Source organism: Syntrophaceae bacterium (genome assembly GCA_013177795.1).
GTDB lineage: Bacteria > Desulfobacterota > Syntrophia > Syntrophales > UBA2192 > UBA2192.
Window position 1 is genome coordinate 322,593 of record JABLXY010000003.1, and the last position, 16,347, is coordinate 338,939.

Genomic DNA, 16,347 nt, shown 5'->3' on the forward strand with positions numbered 1-16,347 from the left:
AAACAGCGCGCGCCGCGAGGGACAACAGCGACAGGTCAATCCTGCAGGCGCCGGCGGAAGACGTCGGCGATCTCCTTTCTCTCGCCGCTTTTCCTTCCGTAATAGTCGAGGATCCTCAGGTTCAGCTCTGCGAAATTCACGGGCTTCACGAGGTACCCCTCGATGCCGAATTTCGCGCAGGCCAGGACATCCTCCTTCGAATCGAGGCTGCTGACGACGATCAGGGCCGTCGTCGAGTCCTCCTTGCGGATTTCCCTGATCAGGTTGTAGCCGCTCTTGAAGGGCAGCATGAGATCCGTGATGACGATGTCCGGCTTGAACTCCCGGTATTTCTGGGAGGCGATCTCCCCGTCCTCCGCGAAGACCTTGTCGAAAACCCGGTCCGAGAGCCGGTTTTCGTAAAGCTTCCTCTCGACCTTGTTGTCCTCGACGACCAGGATCTTCAGCTTCTCCGGGACCCGCGGCTTTGCGCCTGCCAGGATCGGGTTGAGAATGGCCAGGAATTCCTCCGGCGTGAAGGGCTTCTGGATGTAATCCGCGGCGCCCATTTTCATGCACTCGACGGCGAGTTTCACGTCGGCCATGCCCGTGACCATGAGGCACACCGTGTGCGGTGCCGTCTCCCGGATCTTCTTCAGGAGATCCTTTCCGTTCATCCCGGGCATGTTGACGTCGATGAGCGCGAGGTCGAAGACCTGCCCCGCCTCCAGGGCCTCGACCGCGTTCAGGGGATCCGGGTCGAGCCGGACGTCCGTGATGCCCGCCATCTGCAGGCACCGTTTCATGCTGTCCAGGAAATCCTGCTCGTCGTCGATCACGATCACGGAGTGATTCATGGCCTGTGGTCTTTCGCGTCTGATTTGGATTTGCGGCGGCAGTCGCCGGGTTCCGAGCCCCGAGCGACACGATTCCCGTTATTTATTGTGCGGTTGCAAGTCCCGGGCCATTTTGCAAAGAGGCACGCGGGCCGGGATGCCGGGCGCTAGAATGCCTGAATCGCGAAGAGCAGCACCGGCAGCACGAGGGCGAGCATGGCCGTCGTGACGAACCAGCAGGAGTTGGCCAGGTCGAGGTTCAGATCGTAGATCGAGGGCGGGATCAGGGCGTTGAAGGCCACGGGCATCGACGAGAGGATCAGCACGACCTTGAGCGGCAGCCCGCCGTCGATCCTGCCGAATCCCAGGCCCACGGCCAGCGCGCAGGTCAGGGCGGGCACGGCGGCGAACTTGATGGCGGCCACGGCGGCCGACTCCCGCAGGTAGTCCCCCACCCGGCGGAACCGCAGGGCGAGGCCCACGGAGACGAGGAGCATGAAGGCCTGGAGCGGGATCAAGACGGCGTTGACGGGACCGTAGACCGCGGGCCTGTCGAGGCCGCTCGCGTTGAGTGCGCCGCCCGCAACAAGGGCTGAAACCGAGACGAGGATCAGGGGGTCGCGCAGGAGGCCCCTCACGCGGTCCCAGCGGCCTTCAACCACGGCGTAGCCGCTGTAGTGCTTCGCGATGGGGAAGCCGATGGAGTAGTAGGAAAGCTCCTCGAAGATCTTGTAGATGGGCACGAGCGCGAAGCCCGGCTCGCCCAGGTAGACATAGCAGACGAGGGCGCCGATCGAGCCGATGTTGGTGAAGGAGCCGCAGCAGAAGAGGGCCCCCGTCTTCTTCGGCGGGAGGTGAAGAATCCTCGCCGCACCCAGGGCCAGCACGCCGCCCGTGACGATGGCGAAGAGTCCCACGAAGGGAAGTGCCGCGAGGGCCGCATCCCGGATGCTGACGATCCAGGTGGCGCCCACGATGGCCACGGGGTTGACGAACAGCAGCGCCGCCCGCTGGAGCCCCTTGCGAAGCGAGTCGATGGGGAGGGGCAGACGGATGACCCCGCGGGCCGCGAGCACCTGGATCGCATAGCCCAGCAGAAGCCCCGCGAGAATGACGGTAAAGGAAGTGAGAAGCTTTGCCACGGCCATCGGTCAAGGGCCCGCCCGGGAAAATTCCCGCCCGCATCCTATACCCCGGCCGCGACGCCCACTGCAAGCCAAACGTGGCAACTGTCTGGGCAGACGAAAAAAGGGCCGGCCGAAATCCGGCCGGCCCCTTGCGATCGGGGCGCAACACGGGATTCTCAATTCGGCGCGGCCTGCACGATCCCGACCATCTCCCGCGCGTTGTCCATTTCCTTCACCAGCCGGGCGAGGGACTCCTCGTAGTCCTGCTGCGTGAGCCCCAGGCGGCCCAGGGCCCCGTCCACCCCGTCGTAGGCCAGCCCGTCGGCGCCCCGGCCGATGCCCAGCATGAGGCAGCCCTGGTCGGCAAGATGTATGACCCAGGACATACGGTCCGCCTTGCCCTGCAGGCGGTCCGGCCGGTGGTGGTAGGCGATCGCGACACGGATGTCCTCCGGGAATTTCCACTGCGCGGCGATCATGCCTCCCAGCGTGGCGTGGTTCATGCCGAGCACCTTCTCCTCAGCCTCGAGGAACGGGCGGGACTGCTCCGCGACGATCTTCTTGATCTCGGCGTACTTGTCCTTCACGAACTCGCCGAGGACGATCTTCCCGATGTCGTGCAGGAGCGCCGCGGTGAAGAGGCTTGCGTCCGCATGCCGGGAGACCCTTTCCGCCAGGATCTGCGCCAGCAGGGCGGTCCCCACGGCATGCTCCCAGAGCTCCCTCGCCTCGGTCTCGTAGCCCGGCGTGCTCTTGAAGAAGCGCGACATGCCGGCGGCCATGACGGCCCGCACGACGTTCTGCCTGCCGAGGTACATGATGGCGTCGTGCACGTTGTCCACCTTGTGCCGCAGCCCGAAGTAGGCCGAGTTGCACATCCGCAGGATGTTGGCCGTGATCGACTGGTCCAGACGGATCACCTCCACGAGTTCCGTCAGCGAGGAATCGGGGTTGTTGATGAGCCCGGTCACCTTGTGGATCGTGGCGGGAAAGGCCGGAAGCCGGGTCATGGAATTCCGGATTGCGCTGTCGAGATTCATGCCATCTCCTCCCAGCCGCCGTCAGGCCGCTTCACGAGTGTTTTCCCCGTCGAGATGTCCATCCGCACGGCCCGGTTGTGGTTGCCCCCGGTGTCCTCCGCCGTCAGCGGGATGGCAAACTTCCCGAGGATCTGCCGGGCCGCCGCGATATTGCCCTCGCTGATGCTGCGGGAGATCCCCTGGCCCATCAGGATCGCCCCCCCGGCCAGGCGGGCCGTGAGCGACTCCCGGCGCGCACCCTTTTGCGTGCAGGTTTCGATCAGCAGCGGGATCGCCACGTCGGCGAACATGGCCGGGTACTCCCGGGCCCGCTGGGGGTCCGACGCCGAATCGGGCAGCATGAAGTGGGCGATGCCGCCGGTCGCTGTCTCGCGGTCGTAGAGCATGACGGCCGCCGTGGATCCCAGCCCGTAGACGACGAGTTGGTCCTGCGGATTGTTGCTCGCGGTGAAATCAGCCAGCTTGACGAGGATCTGGGGCATGGTGCAACCTGTTGCGGTTGTGGCTGGATCGGTTCGTGTTTACAGGTTGCCGTCCTTGCAATCAAGAAACGGACACGTTTTCCCGGAATGTTTGCATCCTTCGTGCCACGCACCGCTGGCTAATACTTACGTCGTAGGCAAAATCATACATCTTTGGTACTTGACTTCCCCCTGCGTTGGAATAAGCTTCCGGTTAAAATATTCAATTATCTCAAAATATTACATGAGATCCGCGGGGCGGGGGACCCAGGTGCGGCCGGTCCGGAAACAGGGCAGCCCTTTTTCTACGGCGGCCTAAGGTGACCGGGGCCGTGGCGGATTTCCGGTGCAGGCCGCATGGCTGAAGAGAGGCTTCTGGAGCGCATCCGAACCTGGAAAAACGAGCCGAGAAGGCGGGGCCGGGGAGAGCTGCGCCGGCAGATCGATTCCATCGTGGCCCACCTGCAGCGGATCCTCAACACCCGGCAGGGCAACGTGCCCATCTCCGGGGCATACGGGGTGCCGGACCTGACGGATTTCATGCTGTCCTATCCCGAATCGGTCACCGAGATCGAGAGGAGCATCCGGCAGGCCATCGAGGAGTACGAGCCGCGGCTCACCTCCGTCCGGGTGCGTTTCATGCACCAGGAGGAGGACGTCCTGTGCCTGCGGTTTCAGGTCGTGGCGCAGCTCCGGGGCGAGTCGGGCAGGAATGTCCTGATCGAGACGATCGTGGATTCGGACGGGAAGGTCAGCCTGAAGGGCTGACCGGAAACACCGTGGAGGGGTAGGGGCCGACATGATCAACCGGTATTTTCAACAGGAAATGAACCAGCTCAGGGAGCTCGGCGCCTCCTTCGCAAAGGCCTACCCGGCCCTGGCCCCCATGCTGAGCGGGCCGGCGGCGGATCCCGACGTGGAGCGACTGCTGGAAGGCGTCTCCTTCCAGACGGCCCTGCTGCGCCAGAAGCTCGACGACGACTTCCCCGAGATCATCCAGGACTTGGTCCGGATCATCTGGCCGCACTACCTGCGGCCGATTCCGTCCACGTCGACGGTCGTCTTCACGCCGAAGGCCACGCTCAGGCAGCCCGCGACAATCCCGGCGGGCACCCCTCTGGCCTCGCTCCCTGTCGATGGGACGCCGTGCCTGTTCCGGACCTGCAGCGACGTGGAGATCCATCCCCTGACGCTCCTGGAGGCCGCCTTCGAGCAGCCCCCGGGCCGGCCCCCGCAGGTGCGGCTGCTGATGGAACTCGTCGGGCTCCGGCTCTCCGACTGGCGCCCGGAGTCGCTCCGCTTTTTCCTGGCCGGTGACTACGCCGAGGCATCGGACCTGTACTTCCTGCTGATGCGGCACCTGAAGCGGGTCGTCCTCGAGCCGCTCGAGGGCGGCGATGCGGCCGCACTGCCCCCGGAGTGCCTGCGGGACGCAGGCTTTTCCGAACAGGCGGCCCTCGTTCCCTACCCGTCTCACGCCTTCCCGGGTTACCGTGTCCTGCAGGAGTATTTCGTCTCGCCGGAAAAGTTTCTCTACGTCGGGCTCTCCGGCTGGGACCGTTGGCGGGACAGGGGGGGCGGGTCGAAATTCGAGGTCCGCTTCGAGTTCGACGCCCTTCCCGTGCGCCCGGCACGGCTGGGCCGGGACGACGTCGCCCTCCATGCCACCCCCGTCGTCAACCTCTTCGCGCACGAGGCGGACCCCATCGCGCTGGATCACCGCCGCCCTTGGTACCCCGTGCGCCCGGCCGGTTACCACGCGGGCAGCGGCCAGGTCTATGCCGTCGACGCCGTGACGGGGTTCATCCAGGGGAGCGCCGCGGAGAGGCGCTACCTGCCCTTCGAGCATTTCAACCCCGACGTCCGCTCGACACCCGTCTATCACACGACCTGCAGGCGCTCCCCCGTCGGGCCCGGGGCCGACGTGTTTCTCTCCGTGGCCTACCCGCCCGAGGCGGGTGTGCCGCGGCCCGAGACCCTTTCCGTCGAATTGACGTGCACCAACGGCACGCTGCCCGAAAGCCTGCGCGTCGGGGACATCTGCGTCGCCACGGGGGCCTCGCCGGAGTTTGCGACCTTCCGGAACATCAAGCCCCTCACGCCGGCGGTGTTTCCGCCGCTTTCCACGAACTTCCTGTGGCGGCTCGTCTCGCACCTGTCGCTCAACTACCTTTCGCTCGCCCACCCGGACCGGCTGCGGGCCCTGCTGGACCTGTACGTCTTTCCGGAGTGCCGCGACCGGTCGGCCGTCCTGGCCAACCGCAAGCGCATCGCGGGCATCGAGCAGGTCGAGGACAGGCCGTCGGACCGCCTCGTCGGCGGGCTGCCGGTGAGGGGACGCGAGGTGACGTTCAGGCTGCGCCGCGATCACTACGTCTCGACGGGCGATCTGTTCCTCTTCGGCTCCGTCCTGGACGTCTTCCTGGGGGGCTACGCCTCCGTCAACTCGTTCACGAGCCTCGGCATCCGGGAAACGATGAAAGGAGAGACCTACCGATGGCCGGCCAGGCTGGGCAATCACCCGCTGATCTGACGGCGGACCTGCTGGGCAGGGGGCACGAGTACGCATTCGTCCAGGTCCTGCGCCTCATGCGGCTGCTCGGCCACGACGCGGAGACCCCCGGGGATGCGGCAGGCCCTGCTCCGGGACGGCGGCACCTGAGGATCCGCCCGGCCAATTCGCTGGGTTTCCCCGCGGCCGACATCGCCGCCGTCGAAAGGACGGGAGGCGATGAAGCCGGTTTCCGGGTCACCGCGACCTTCCTGGGGCTCTACGGGCCCGCCTCGCCGCTCCCCGCGTTCTACACGGAGGACCTCCTGCAGGATGAAACCTCCGACGAGTCGGTGACGCGGGACTTCCTGGACATCTTCAATCACCGGCTCTTTGCCCTCTTCTTCCGGTGCGCACTGAAATACCGCCTGTTCTTCCGGGTCTGCGAGGAGCGAAGCGCGGAGGACCTGGAGAGGCTCTTTTGCCTCCTGGGCCTGGGCGAGCCCGGACTGCGGCAGGGGCTCGCCGACGCGCAGTCCCTGCTGCGCTACATCGGCATTTTCACCCAGCACCCCCGCAGCGCCCTGGGGCTGGAGACCATGCTGCGCGATGCCTTCCCGGGGGTGCCGGTGCGGGTCCTCCCGTGCTGCCGGCGCCGCGTGCGCATCCCGGCCGAACAGCGGCTGCACCTCGGCCGGTCGGGGTGCCGACTCGGCATCGACAGCGTCCTCGGCGGGGAAATCGAGGACCGCACGGGCAAGATCCGCCTCCGTGTCGGCCCGGTGGACCTCGGCGCATTCCAGCGCCTCCTGCCTGGCAGCCGGGACCACGAACGGATCGCCCTGCTGACGCGCCTGTACCTGCAGGACCCCCTCGAGCGGGATGTGGAACTCGTGCTGGCGCAGGGGGAGGCCCGGACGACGCGCCTGGGCGGTGCGGCGATGTCGAGGCTGGGGCTCGACACCTGGGTGTTTTCCGGCGAGCGCATCGGGGAGACGAGCGCTGTCTTCCCGCTGCAACAGGGGTCGGCCGGATGATCACCGTCGACCTCAAGGCCCTGCTGGGCCGCCTCAACGACTTCTGCACCTCCGCCCTCGAGGGGGCGGCGGGCGCCTGTGTCGCCCGCACGCACTACGAGGTGACCGTCGAGCACTGCCTGGGCAGCCTTCTCGAGGAGCCCCGGTCGGACATCCCGCTGCTGCTGCGCCAACTCGGCGTGGATGCGGGCCGGTTGAAGCAGGCCGTCGAGGAGTGCCTCGAGGCCCTGCGCACCGGGAATACCGGCAGGCCCGTTTTCTCCCCCCTGCTCATCGAGTGGCTCGAGGAGGCGTGGCTCGTCTCCTCCATCGATTTCCAGGAGCAGCGCATCCGTTCGGCCGCCCTGCTGGGCGCGCTGGTGGGCCGGCTCTACCGGCTTGCCGAAGGGCGCTGCATCGACCTCCTCAAGCCCGTCACGCGCGATGCGCTTTACGCTGCGCTTGCCGCCGTTGCCGGCGCCTCCGTCGAGAGCGCCTCGCGCGGGGACGCCCCGCAACGCGGCGCGCCGCCCGACCCGTCGGGTGCCGCCGCCGTCCGGCGCTACTGCACGGACTTCACCGGCAAGGCGCGGGCAGGGGAAATCGACCCCGTCTTCGGCCGCGACCGGGAAATCGCCCGGATGATCGACATCCTGGCCCGCAGGCGCAAGAACAACCCCATCATCGTGGGCGAGGCGGGCGTGGGGAAGACGGCTGTCGTGGAGGGGCTCGCACTGCGCATCGTCGAGGACGACGTCCCGGAACTCCTGAGAGGGGTCTCCATCCTGGGGCTCGACATGGGCCTGCTGCAGGCCGGGGCCGGGGTCAAGGGGGAGTTCGAGAACCGCCTCAAGTCCGTCATCAGCGAGATCAAGGCCTCGCCCGCGCCGATCATCCTGTTCATCGACGAGGCCCACACCCTGATCGGGGCGGGCGGGCAGGCAGGGGGGAGCGACGCGGCCAACCTGCTCAAGCCGGCGCTTGCCCGGGGCGAGCTGCGCACCATCGCCGCGACGACCTGGTCCGAGTACAAGAAGTACTTCGAGAAGGACGCCGCGCTGGCCCGGCGCTTCCAGCCCGTCCAGCTCGACGAGCCCGACGTGGAGACGGCCGTTCTCATCCTGCGGGGCCTGAAGGACCGCTACGAGGCGGCGCACGGCGTCGTCGTCCGCGACGACGCGATCGTGGCCGCCGCCGAGCTCTCCGGCCGCTACATCTCGGGCCGGCAGCTGCCCGACAAGGCCGTGGATCTGCTCGACACGAGTGCGGCGAGGGTGAAGATTCTGCTCACGGCCAAGCCCGACGCCCTCGAGGACCGCGAGCGGTCCATGCGCGCCCTGGAGCGCGAGAAGAAGGCCCTCGAGCGCGACCGCCTGCACGGCATCGCCATCGACGAAGCGCGGCCCCTCGCAATCGAGGAAGAGCTCGCGCGGCTCCGCGGGGAGACGGATCGGCTCCGGGAGCGCTGGGGAAGGGAACATGCAATCGCGCAGCGGATGGTTTCGCTGCGCCGGGAGCTCTGCATGCTTGCGGGCGAGGGCCGGGAGGAGGAGAGGCGAAAGGAACTCAAGAACGAGCTCGACGGCGCGACGCGGGAACTCGAGGCCATCCAGGCAGGCTCGCCGCTCGTGCGCGTCGAGGTCGACCCGGATGTCGTCGCCAGGGTCGTCTCCGACTGGACGGGGATCCCCCTTGGCCGGGTGCTGCGCGACCAGGTCCGCAACGTGGTCAGCCTCGAGGAGGACCTGCGCCGGCGGATCAGGGGGCAGGACGAGGCGATGGCCTCCATCGCCGAGATCATCCGGGCGTCGAAGGCGGGGCTTGCGGACCCCCGCCAGCCGATGGGGGTGTTTCTCCTCGTCGGCCCCAGCGGCACGGGGAAGACGGAGACGGGGCTGGCCGTGGCGGACCTGCTCTTCGGCGGGGAGCGCTTCCTGACGATGATCAACATGAGCGAGTTCCAGGAGGCGCACACAGTGAGCCGCCTCATCGGGTCGCCCCCGGGCTACGTGGGCTTCGGCGAAGGCGGCGTGCTGACCGAGGCGGTGCGCCAGAGGCCCTACTCGGTCATCCTCGTCGACGAGGTCGAGAAGGCCCACCTCGACGTGGTCAACCTCTTCTACCAGGTCTTCGACAAGGGGACGCTCGCCGACGGCGAGGGCCGCATCATCGACTTCAGCAACACGGTCCTCTTTCTGACGAGCAACCTGGCCTCCGACGTGATTGCCCGGCTCTGCGCCGCAAACGGGCGCCCACCGGCCGGGGCGCTCGTCGGGGCGATCCGGCCGATCCTGTCGAAGCACTTCAAGCCGGCGCTGCTGGCCCGCATGACGATCGTGCCCTTCTACACCCTCGACCCTGCCTGCATGCAGGAGATCGTCTCCCTGAAGCTCGACAGGCTGGCCGCGCGCATGGCGGGAAACAGCAACATGAAGCTGACCTGGTCGCCCGAGGTGGTCGGGCAGATCGCGGCGCGGTGCACCGAGGTGGAGACGGGCGCCCGCAACATCGAACACATCCTGCGCGCGACGATTCTCCCGCAGCTCTCGCGGGAGATTCTCGCCCGCATGGGCGATGCGGCCATGCCCTCCGAGGTCCGCCTGGAAATGCAGGACGGGGCTTTCCGCATCCGCTTTTCGAACCCGGCGGGGATGTAGAGTTATCAGCGCGTCCCGACCCGGCCGGCGGGGCGTGAGCCGTGCCGAGTCGATCACGTCGCATAGGGGCTCATGGGGCGCAAGGTCGCCTTCCTGCCGGACGCTGCTCCCGTTGGGCTCGCCGCGATACGCATCGGTGAGGGCCAGGGGCGCCTGTTCGCGGGGGAACCGGAGCGTTCCGTCGGGCATGAATCGTGGACGTCGTGCGCGGGGCGACCGCGTGAAACGGCTGCACGTGCGGATCGGGCGCCCGGCAGGCGGGAGCGGGAAACGGGGAAGGGCTGCTAGTTGATGTCCGTGTCTCCGCTGATCTGGACATGGTGCGACGCGGCAATCTCCACGTCTTGCCCCGCGACGGCCACCCGGCTCGAGCCGTTGACCGACACCCCGGTGCCGCTGATCTCGATGGTGCCGTCCTTGTCGAGCCGGATCGAGGATTTGCCGCAGGTGATCCTGATGCTGTCCCCGGCCGCGATGTCGTAGCTCTTGCCCACCATCGTCTTCTTGATGAGCCCCACCTCCTCGGCCTGCCCGAGACCCACGGCCGTGTTCATGGCCCCCGCCACCGTGACGGCCAGCGCCCCGCCCACGGTCAGCGCCTTGGCCCCGCCCACGGTCTCCGCCGAGGCCAGCGTCACGGTCTCCGTCTTCGCGCCCCCCACCGTCACGCTCTGGTTCGAGCCCACGTTCAGGCTCATGTTCTGCCCGATCGTCTCGCTGTGGTTGGCCCCGACCCGGATCTCCTTGTTGACCCCGATCGTCTCGCTCTGGCTGGCCCCCACGGTCTTGATGCGGTTGTTGCCCACCGCGAGCGTCTCGTCATGGCCCACGCTCTGGCCCTTGTCGTTCTTGATCAGGATGTTCCAGTCGCGCTCGCCCTGCAGGTAGATGTGCTCCTCGCCCAGCTTGTCCTCGAAGCGCAGTTCGTTGAAGCCCTCGCCCTTGGGGTAGCTGCGGGTCCGGATGCCGCTCTGCGTCTTGTGGTGCCTAAGGTCGTAGAGCGGCTGGTTGTCCTGGTTGTAGAGGCAGCCCACGATGATGGGCCAGTCCGGGTCTCCCTCCATGAAGGCCACCAGCACCTCGTCGCCCACGCGGGGGATGAACTGGGCACCCCAGCCCCCGCCCCCCCAGGCCTGCGCCGTGCGCAGCCAGCAGGAGCTCTTCTCGTCTCTCTTCCCCAGGCGGTCCCAGTGGAACTGCACCTTCACGCGGCCCCAGTCGTCGGTGTAGATCTCCTCGCCCTCCGGGCCCACGACCGTGGCGGTCTGGAGACCCTGGATGACCGGCTTGTCGATGGCCCTTCCCGGGCGCAGGGGAACCGTCGCGGGAATCGCTGTGAGATGGTTCTGATAGCTGAAATCGCCCCCGATACCCGATTTCTCGCCGAGCACATGAAACTGCGAGCCGTTGTGTCTGACCATGACGCAGACGTATTTCCGGTCCAACTCCGAGAAATCGTGGCCGTCGAGCTCGAACGTGAAGCCCGGTATGAGCCTCGGGCTGTTGCTGCTGCCCTCGGCCATCTCTTCGAAGGTCTTTTGCTCCTCGAGCCGTATCCTTGCCAGCCGCCGGCCGCGCTCCGTGTGGCCGTAGTTGCACGGGTAGTCGTAGATCTCGTACTTGTCGTGGGTCTTGCCCTGGCGCTGGACGGTGAGGTCGAGCGAGGGTTTCTTGAAGTTGTAGGCCGTCTGCACGATCTTGCCGGGGCGGACACTGCGCGTGAGGGCAAACTCGCTGACGGACTCTTCCTGCGCGACGAGACCCCCGCCGGCGTTGCATGTCACCCTTGGATTGCCCTCGATCGGCTTGTAGGCGATGGTGCTGTCGGCAAAGACCAGCACATGCTTGTCCCGGTAGTGCTCGAAGAAGTAGAAGAGCCCTTCCTCCTCGAGGAGACGGGAGATGAAGATGAGGTCGGTCTCGCGGTATTGAACGCAATGCCTGCGCGGTTCGTAGCTCTCCGTGAGCCTGAATTCGTATCGATCCGTGGGGATGTTGTTGTCCTTGAGGATCTCCTTGACGATCTCGATGACGGATTTCTCCTGGAAGATGCGGCAGTCCTGGTTGAGCATCGAGAACCAGATGGAGGGCACCATTTTTGCCTGATACAGATAAAACCGCCCGTTTTTCCCGGACAGCATGAACTGGCTGATAACGCCGTGGAAATAGCGATCCCCGGTTTGCCCCACTACCGTCAGCAGCCCTTGCTTCTCGATCACATCCGCGGCCTTGATTTGGTCCTCGCTGATCAGAGAGAGGCTGACATCGAAAGGCGCGGAGATCTTCTCATCGGCGTTGAAGCTCTCGACGGCGATCCGGTAGTCTGCGCCCGATACGCTGAACTTGATCTTGCTCGCCTTCAGCGCATCGGCAATCGTCTCCATCACGGCCATGATCATCCCCTCCCATGATCACTTCCTTCGAAGCACTACGGCATCATTTTCTTCCAGCGGTCAGTGAGACCGCCGTCATTCAGATTTCCATCCGTTATCCACCACCGGTCCCGGATACGGCCCGGGACAGGCTGCGGCGGGACGACCCCTTGCGGTGGTGAAGCTTTTTGATTGGAAGGCTCGATGACCTCAATCGTGCCTTCCTGAAAGCCCTCTTGTCTCTGCATGGCATCGAGAAGTTTTTCCATCTCCTCGGGCTTGAGATCCTTTATATTTGTGTTGTCTACGTCCAGACCGGTCCATTTCTTAATATGATCAGCGTACGTTTCAGGGTCGTTATTGTCGGATTTGGGCGCGTAAACCCTTATCATCTTCCTGATCGATTCAGAATCTCCGTACTTTCCCCTGATCAGTTCTCTTTTCGCCTTTCTGCCCGTTTCTACGTCCGGGAAAATGGCAAATTTCCCGTCATCCCCTATTGCCCCATGCCTTGTTGCCCAACTGCCTTTGATGATGTTGCCCGGGTTGTTATTTCGCCAGGCGGGGGATCCGTTCTTCCTGATGGTTTGTCTGCCGTTTTGATCAGTATACATAATCGACTTGCCGGGGCCTTTTTTCGCTGACACAGTAGGCATATGACGTGCCTTTATGGCTTGCTTCCAATAAGCTTCTTTATGGTTTTCATCTCGCTGGAAATCACGTCAATTTTTTCTGCATCGTCCAATCCGGGGTACTTTTTCCGGGTCACATACTGTCTCTTCAAGCCGTAACTTTCCGCATTTTGAAGGGTATATATTCTTATGGTGTAATTATGGTTTCCATACAGAGTCTCCCTTTCCGCATTCCAAATCCTGTTCGCGGTGACAAAAACCCCCTCGATGCCATGCAAATTTGGGATAATGACGTATTCCCCCTGGAGATTGATTCGTGTCGTCGGCAAGAGATTATGGAACGTGCCGCTGCGCGAATGATACGTCCATATCGTAATGAGGCGTGTCGGCTCGACCTTACCCCCTGCCTCCGCGACAAACAATACTCCCGATTTCGGTGAGCGGGATTCACGAATCGCGACAAGTTTCAATTCCACAAAAATCGGGAATGCCTCGCTCCCGTCCTTTGCATAAAAACACTGCCTCGTACCGGAATCATTCAGCGGATTGAAACACAATCTGGCGGGCTTTTCTGTCATCTCCAGAGAGACGGTATCCGTCTCCCTGACCTGGTAGGCAGTGGCGGACCACTCGTTCGTTGTTCCCAGTGCAGTGCCAAGGTTAACATTCCCTACGGAAACGTAATCAGGATGATCGGCTTCGACTCCAGATGCGTGCAGCAGCATTACAATCAACGATAAAATGAGACAGGCGACACCCTTTTTCATCGGTAGGCACACTCCTTGTGAAGGGGATGCTATCCTCAACAGCCCCACCTCGGTGAAGTCGCGATTCTTCTGTTGCCTGGGCTGCCGCCAACGTGCATGCGTGCAGGAAATAGCCTTTGCCCGGTTTTGCCGTTCAGGTCCATACGGAAAAGGCAAAGTCCCTGCTGCAAGCAATCCTCCTCGCCGTCGGTTTTTTCAATCGAACCGAACACGGAGGACCGACGGGAAAAGGTCGTGCCCTCCCCGGGTCGGGGAGGGCCCTGCGAGAGTCTATGCACCGGTCATTATCGGGGCACGGCCCAGGAGTCCTCGGCCTCGATCCCGTCAGGCTCCCAGGTCCACTTGATCTTCTTGTACGTGAAGGACACCTCCTCCATGTGCCGGTAGGGCTCGTTCTCGGCGAGGAAGACCAGCGGCGTGCTGGGCTTCACGGAGACGACGATAGCATCTTCCAGGGTGTGCGTAAAGTAGTGCTCCTCGCTGCCCTGCTTGTTGATGCGGTACCACTTGATGGTCACGGTCTTGAGGTGCTCGCCCGTGCAGAGCGCCTGGTAGATCTTCGGCGAGCTCTTGTCGTACTCCTTGACGATCGTCAGCGGCCCGTGGATTCGCTTGCCGCTCCCGAGGCCCGACTGGGGGTCGCGGGGGATGTGGACGTCGTGGGTCATGGAGTAGACCAGGATCGTCCCCTCGCGGCCCTGCATGTCGCAGGAACCGTCGATTTTGCCCTGTTTCTCTCCCTGCATGGTCAGATGTGCTGGCATCGGCATAGATACAACCCTCCTCCTTTGATTTTGTATCGCATCGGTTGCCCGGCCTCACGCCGGGCAACCCCATGGATCAGCATGCTCCCGACTCCCGGGGTACGGCTGCCCCGAAAGCCTTCCAGGGCAGGGCGGTCGTGCGCGGCACCGCGCGGCGCGGGATCGTCCTCCGGCGACGGGCCGCCCGGCTTCTACTCCTTTTCCAGCTTGCCCACGAGCGACAGGGTGAAGTAGGCGCCCATGTACTTGAAGTGGGGCCGCACCTTCAGCGACACCCTGTACCAGCCGGGCTCGCCCTCCACCTCCTCGACCTTCACCTGGGCCTGGCGCAGGGGCCTGCGGCTGCGCACCCCGGGCATGGGGCTGTCCATGTCGGCCACGTACTGCCGGATCCAGTTGTTGAGCTCCGTCTCCAGGTCGGCCCGCTCCTTCCACGTGCCGATGTTCTCGCGCTGGATGACCTTCAGGTAGTGCGCCAGGCGGCTGATGATGAACATGTAGGGCAGCTGCAGCCCGAGCTTGTAGTTGCGCTCGGCCTCCTTGCCCTCCTTGCTGCTCCCGAAGTACTTCGGCTTCTGCGCCGAGTTGGCGGAGAAGAAGGCGGCGTTGTCGCTTCCCTTGCGCATGGTCAGGGCGATGAAGCCCTCCTCGGCCAGCTCGAACTCCCGGCGCTCCGAGATGAGCACCTCCGTGGGGATCTTCGTCTGGATGGCGCCCATGGCCTCGAACTGGTGCAGCGGCAAATCGGTGACGGCGCCGCCGCCCTGGGGGCCGATGATGTTGGCGCACCAGCGGTACTGGGCGAAGCTCTCCGCGATCCGGCTCGCCAGGGCGAAGGCCGTGTTGCCCCAGCAGTAGTCCCCGTGGCTGCCGGAGACGTTCTCGCGGTAGGCGAAGCTCTTCACCGGCGCGTTCTCCGGGTCGTAGGGCAGGCGCAGCAGGAAGCGGGGCAGCGTGAGGCCCACGTAGCGGGCGTCCTCGGTCTCGCGGAAGGACTGCCACTTGATGTACTGCGGCCCCTCGAGGATCGACCGGATGTCCTTGAGGTTCGGCAGCGCGGCGAAGTCGCTGTAGCCGAAGAAGGCCGGGCTCGCGGCGGCGAGAAACGGCGCGTGCGCCATCCCGGCCACGCCCGCCACGTACTGCAGCAGCTTCATGTCCTGCGGCCCCGGGCCGAACTCGTAGTTGCCGACGAGCACGCCGTAGGGCTGGCCGCCGAACTGGCCGTACTCGCTCGTGTAGATCGTCTTGTAGAGCCCCGACTTGGGAATCTCGGGGGCGTCCTCGAAGTCCTCCAGCAGGTCGGCCTTCGAGACGTTGAGCATCTCGATCTTGATGTTTTCCCGGAAGTCCGTGCGGTCCACGAGGAACTTCAGGGAGCGCCAGCCCGACTCGAGCCTCTGGAACTCCCGGTGGTGGAGCACCTCGTCGAGCTGCATGCCGATCTTGCGGTCGATCTCGGCGATCATGTCGTCCACGACGGCCCTGGAGACCTTCGCCGCCCTGCGGGCCGGCGTGAGCATTTGCGCCAGCAGGGCCTCCACCCCCTTGCGGGTGATCGGGTAGGCCTCGTCGGAAGGCTGCAGCCGCGTGGCCTGCACGATCTCCTCCAGCAGCGAGGTCCCCGGCGCGGTCCCGGCGGCGGCCGTTTTCTTCAGGTCTTGTGCTGTACTCATCGCTATCCCTCCCTACTCTTCGATGCCGATCTCGGCGAGAAGCTTTGCGCTGGCGTTTTCGTCCTTGAGCAGCTCCTGGATCTTCCTGCGGAATTCCGGGACGTTCGACAGGGGGCCCTTCAGCGCCCGCAGGGCCTCGCGCAGCTCGAGCAGGCGCTTGAGCTCCGGGACCTGCTCCACGATCGCCTCGGGGCCGAAATCCTTCATGGACTCGATCCTGAGGCTCAGGTGCATGGTCTCGTCGGCATTGCCCGAGAGCCGGTTGGGCACGCTGAAGTTCAGGGTGATCCCCTGGGCCTTCAGCACCTCGTTGAAGTTGTCCTTGTCGATGGTGATGGGCTCCCGCCGCTCCAGGGGGCGGTCGTCGGTGCGGCCGGTGAAGTCGCCCATGACGAGCATCTTCAGGGGCAGCTCCACCTCCTCCTTTGCATCGCCCGCGGCGGGGCGGTAGACGATGTTGACTCTTTCCTTCGGCGCGACGGTCGGGTCCTTGGCCATGGTCTCCTCCTCGGTGTTATTGCATTTTCCT

14 protein-coding genes are annotated in these 16,347 nt (G+C 64.9%); 4 read left to right on the forward strand and 10 right to left on the reverse strand.

Annotated elements, in window-relative coordinates; translation table 11 throughout:
- Nucleotides 1-35: 35 nt before the first annotated feature.
- From HPY67_11395 to HPY67_11410, 4 genes are all read right to left on the reverse strand, one after another.
- Nucleotides 36-836, reverse strand: coding sequence for a response regulator (locus tag HPY67_11395; protein ID NPV05325.1), 801 nt, complete (start codon nt 834-836; stop codon nt 36-38).
- A gap of 146 nt (nt 837-982) precedes the next feature.
- Entirely contained in the window at nt 983-1,963 is a 981-nt protein-coding gene (locus HPY67_11400; protein NPV05326.1) for a hypothetical protein, read from the reverse strand.
- Nucleotides 1,964-2,118: 155 nt separating this feature from the next.
- Nucleotides 2,119-2,982, reverse strand: coding sequence for an HDOD domain-containing protein (locus tag HPY67_11405; GenBank protein ID NPV05327.1), 864 nt, complete (start codon nt 2,980-2,982; stop codon nt 2,119-2,121).
- Nucleotides 2,979-3,464 carry a chemotaxis protein CheD gene (locus HPY67_11410; protein NPV05328.1) on the reverse strand — a complete coding sequence of 162 codons (486 nt, stop codon included), beginning with the start codon at nt 3,462-3,464 and terminating at the stop codon, nt 2,979-2,981. The genes HPY67_11405 and HPY67_11410 overlap by 4 nt, the downstream gene beginning before the upstream one ends.
- Nucleotides 3,465-3,800: 336 nt before the next feature.
- On the opposite strand from HPY67_11410, the gene tssE reads away from it, so the two are divergent.
- The 4 genes from tssE to tssH are packed head-to-tail and all read left to right on the forward strand — an operon-like array spanning nt 3,801 to nt 9,607.
- Entirely contained in the window at nt 3,801-4,211 is a 411-nt protein-coding gene (tssE, locus tag HPY67_11415) for a type VI secretion system baseplate subunit TssE (GenBank protein NPV05329.1), read from the forward strand.
- A 31-nt stretch (nt 4,212-4,242) separates the two neighbouring features.
- On the forward strand, nt 4,243-5,976 hold the full coding sequence (gene tssF / locus HPY67_11420; protein NPV05330.1) for a type VI secretion system baseplate subunit TssF: 1,734 nt from the start codon (nt 4,243-4,245) through the stop codon (nt 5,974-5,976).
- A complete protein-coding gene (tssG, locus tag HPY67_11425; protein ID NPV05331.1) occupies nt 5,940-6,971 on the forward strand; it encodes a type VI secretion system baseplate subunit TssG in 1,032 nt (343 codons plus the stop codon). The genes tssF and tssG overlap by 37 nt, the downstream gene beginning before the upstream one ends.
- Nucleotides 6,968-9,607, forward strand: coding sequence for a type VI secretion system ATPase TssH (gene tssH / locus HPY67_11430; GenBank protein NPV05332.1), 2,640 nt, complete (start codon nt 6,968-6,970; stop codon nt 9,605-9,607). The genes tssG and tssH overlap by 4 nt, the downstream gene beginning before the upstream one ends.
- A gap of 284 nt (nt 9,608-9,891) precedes the next feature.
- On the opposite strand, the gene tssI is transcribed toward tssH, so the two are convergent.
- The 6 genes from tssI to tssB form a co-directional block, all read right to left on the reverse strand.
- The gene (gene tssI / locus HPY67_11435) at nt 9,892-12,000 is read right to left on the reverse strand and encodes a type VI secretion system tip protein VgrG (GenBank protein NPV05333.1); all 2,109 of its coding nucleotides are present in this window, start codon (nt 11,998-12,000) and stop codon (nt 9,892-9,894) included.
- Nucleotides 12,001-12,035: 35 nt separating this feature from the next.
- A complete protein-coding gene (locus HPY67_11440; GenBank protein ID NPV05334.1) occupies nt 12,036-12,593 on the reverse strand; it encodes a hypothetical protein in 558 nt (185 codons plus the stop codon).
- Nucleotides 12,594-12,646: 53 nt separating this feature from the next.
- Nucleotides 12,647-13,378: a hypothetical protein gene (locus tag HPY67_11445; protein NPV05335.1), complete on the reverse strand. Its 732-nt coding sequence runs from the start codon at nt 13,376-13,378 to the stop codon at nt 12,647-12,649.
- Between the two features lie 284 nt (nt 13,379-13,662).
- Nucleotides 13,663-14,148, reverse strand: a complete 486-nt coding sequence (locus tag HPY67_11450; protein NPV05336.1) for an Hcp family type VI secretion system effector — start codon at nt 14,146-14,148, stop codon at nt 13,663-13,665.
- Nucleotides 14,149-14,333: 185 nt separating this feature from the next.
- Nucleotides 14,334-15,818, reverse strand: a complete 1,485-nt coding sequence (gene tssC, locus HPY67_11455; protein ID NPV05337.1) for a type VI secretion system contractile sheath large subunit — start codon at nt 15,816-15,818, stop codon at nt 14,334-14,336.
- 12 nt (nt 15,819-15,830) lie between these two features.
- Nucleotides 15,831-16,316 carry a type VI secretion system contractile sheath small subunit gene (gene tssB / locus HPY67_11460; protein NPV05338.1) on the reverse strand — a complete coding sequence of 162 codons (486 nt, stop codon included), beginning with the start codon at nt 16,314-16,316 and terminating at the stop codon, nt 15,831-15,833.
- Nucleotides 16,317-16,347 lie beyond the last annotated feature (31 nt).

Coding starts and splice junctions, on each gene's coding strand:
- HPY67_11395 (NPV05325.1), bottom strand. CDS start 836: ATGAATCACTCCGTGATCGTGATCGACGACGAGCAGGATTTCCTGGAC.
- HPY67_11400 (NPV05326.1), bottom strand. CDS start 1,963: ATGGCCGTGGCAAAGCTTCTCACTTCCTTTACCGTCATTCTCGCGGGG.
- HPY67_11405 (NPV05327.1), bottom strand. CDS start 2,982: ATGAATCTCGACAGCGCAATCCGGAATTCCATGACCCGGCTTCCGGCC.
- HPY67_11410 (NPV05328.1), bottom strand. CDS start 3,464: ATGCCCCAGATCCTCGTCAAGCTGGCTGATTTCACCGCGAGCAACAAT.
- tssE (NPV05329.1), top strand. CDS start 3,801: ATGGCTGAAGAGAGGCTTCTGGAGCGCATCCGAACCTGGAAAAACGAG.
- tssF (NPV05330.1), top strand. CDS start 4,243: ATGATCAACCGGTATTTTCAACAGGAAATGAACCAGCTCAGGGAGCTC.
- tssG (NPV05331.1), top strand. CDS start 5,940: ATGGCCGGCCAGGCTGGGCAATCACCCGCTGATCTGACGGCGGACCTG.
- tssH (NPV05332.1), top strand. CDS start 6,968: ATGATCACCGTCGACCTCAAGGCCCTGCTGGGCCGCCTCAACGACTTC.
- tssI (NPV05333.1), bottom strand. CDS start 12,000: ATGGCCGTGATGGAGACGATTGCCGATGCGCTGAAGGCGAGCAAGATC.
- HPY67_11440 (NPV05334.1), bottom strand. CDS start 12,593: ATGTATACTGATCAAAACGGCAGACAAACCATCAGGAAGAACGGATCC.
- HPY67_11445 (NPV05335.1), bottom strand. CDS start 13,378: ATGAAAAAGGGTGTCGCCTGTCTCATTTTATCGTTGATTGTAATGCTG.
- HPY67_11450 (NPV05336.1), bottom strand. CDS start 14,148: ATGCCGATGCCAGCACATCTGACCATGCAGGGAGAGAAACAGGGCAAA.
- tssC (NPV05337.1), bottom strand. CDS start 15,818: ATGAGTACAGCACAAGACCTGAAGAAAACGGCCGCCGCCGGGACCGCG.
- tssB (NPV05338.1), bottom strand. CDS start 16,316: ATGGCCAAGGACCCGACCGTCGCGCCGAAGGAAAGAGTCAACATCGTC.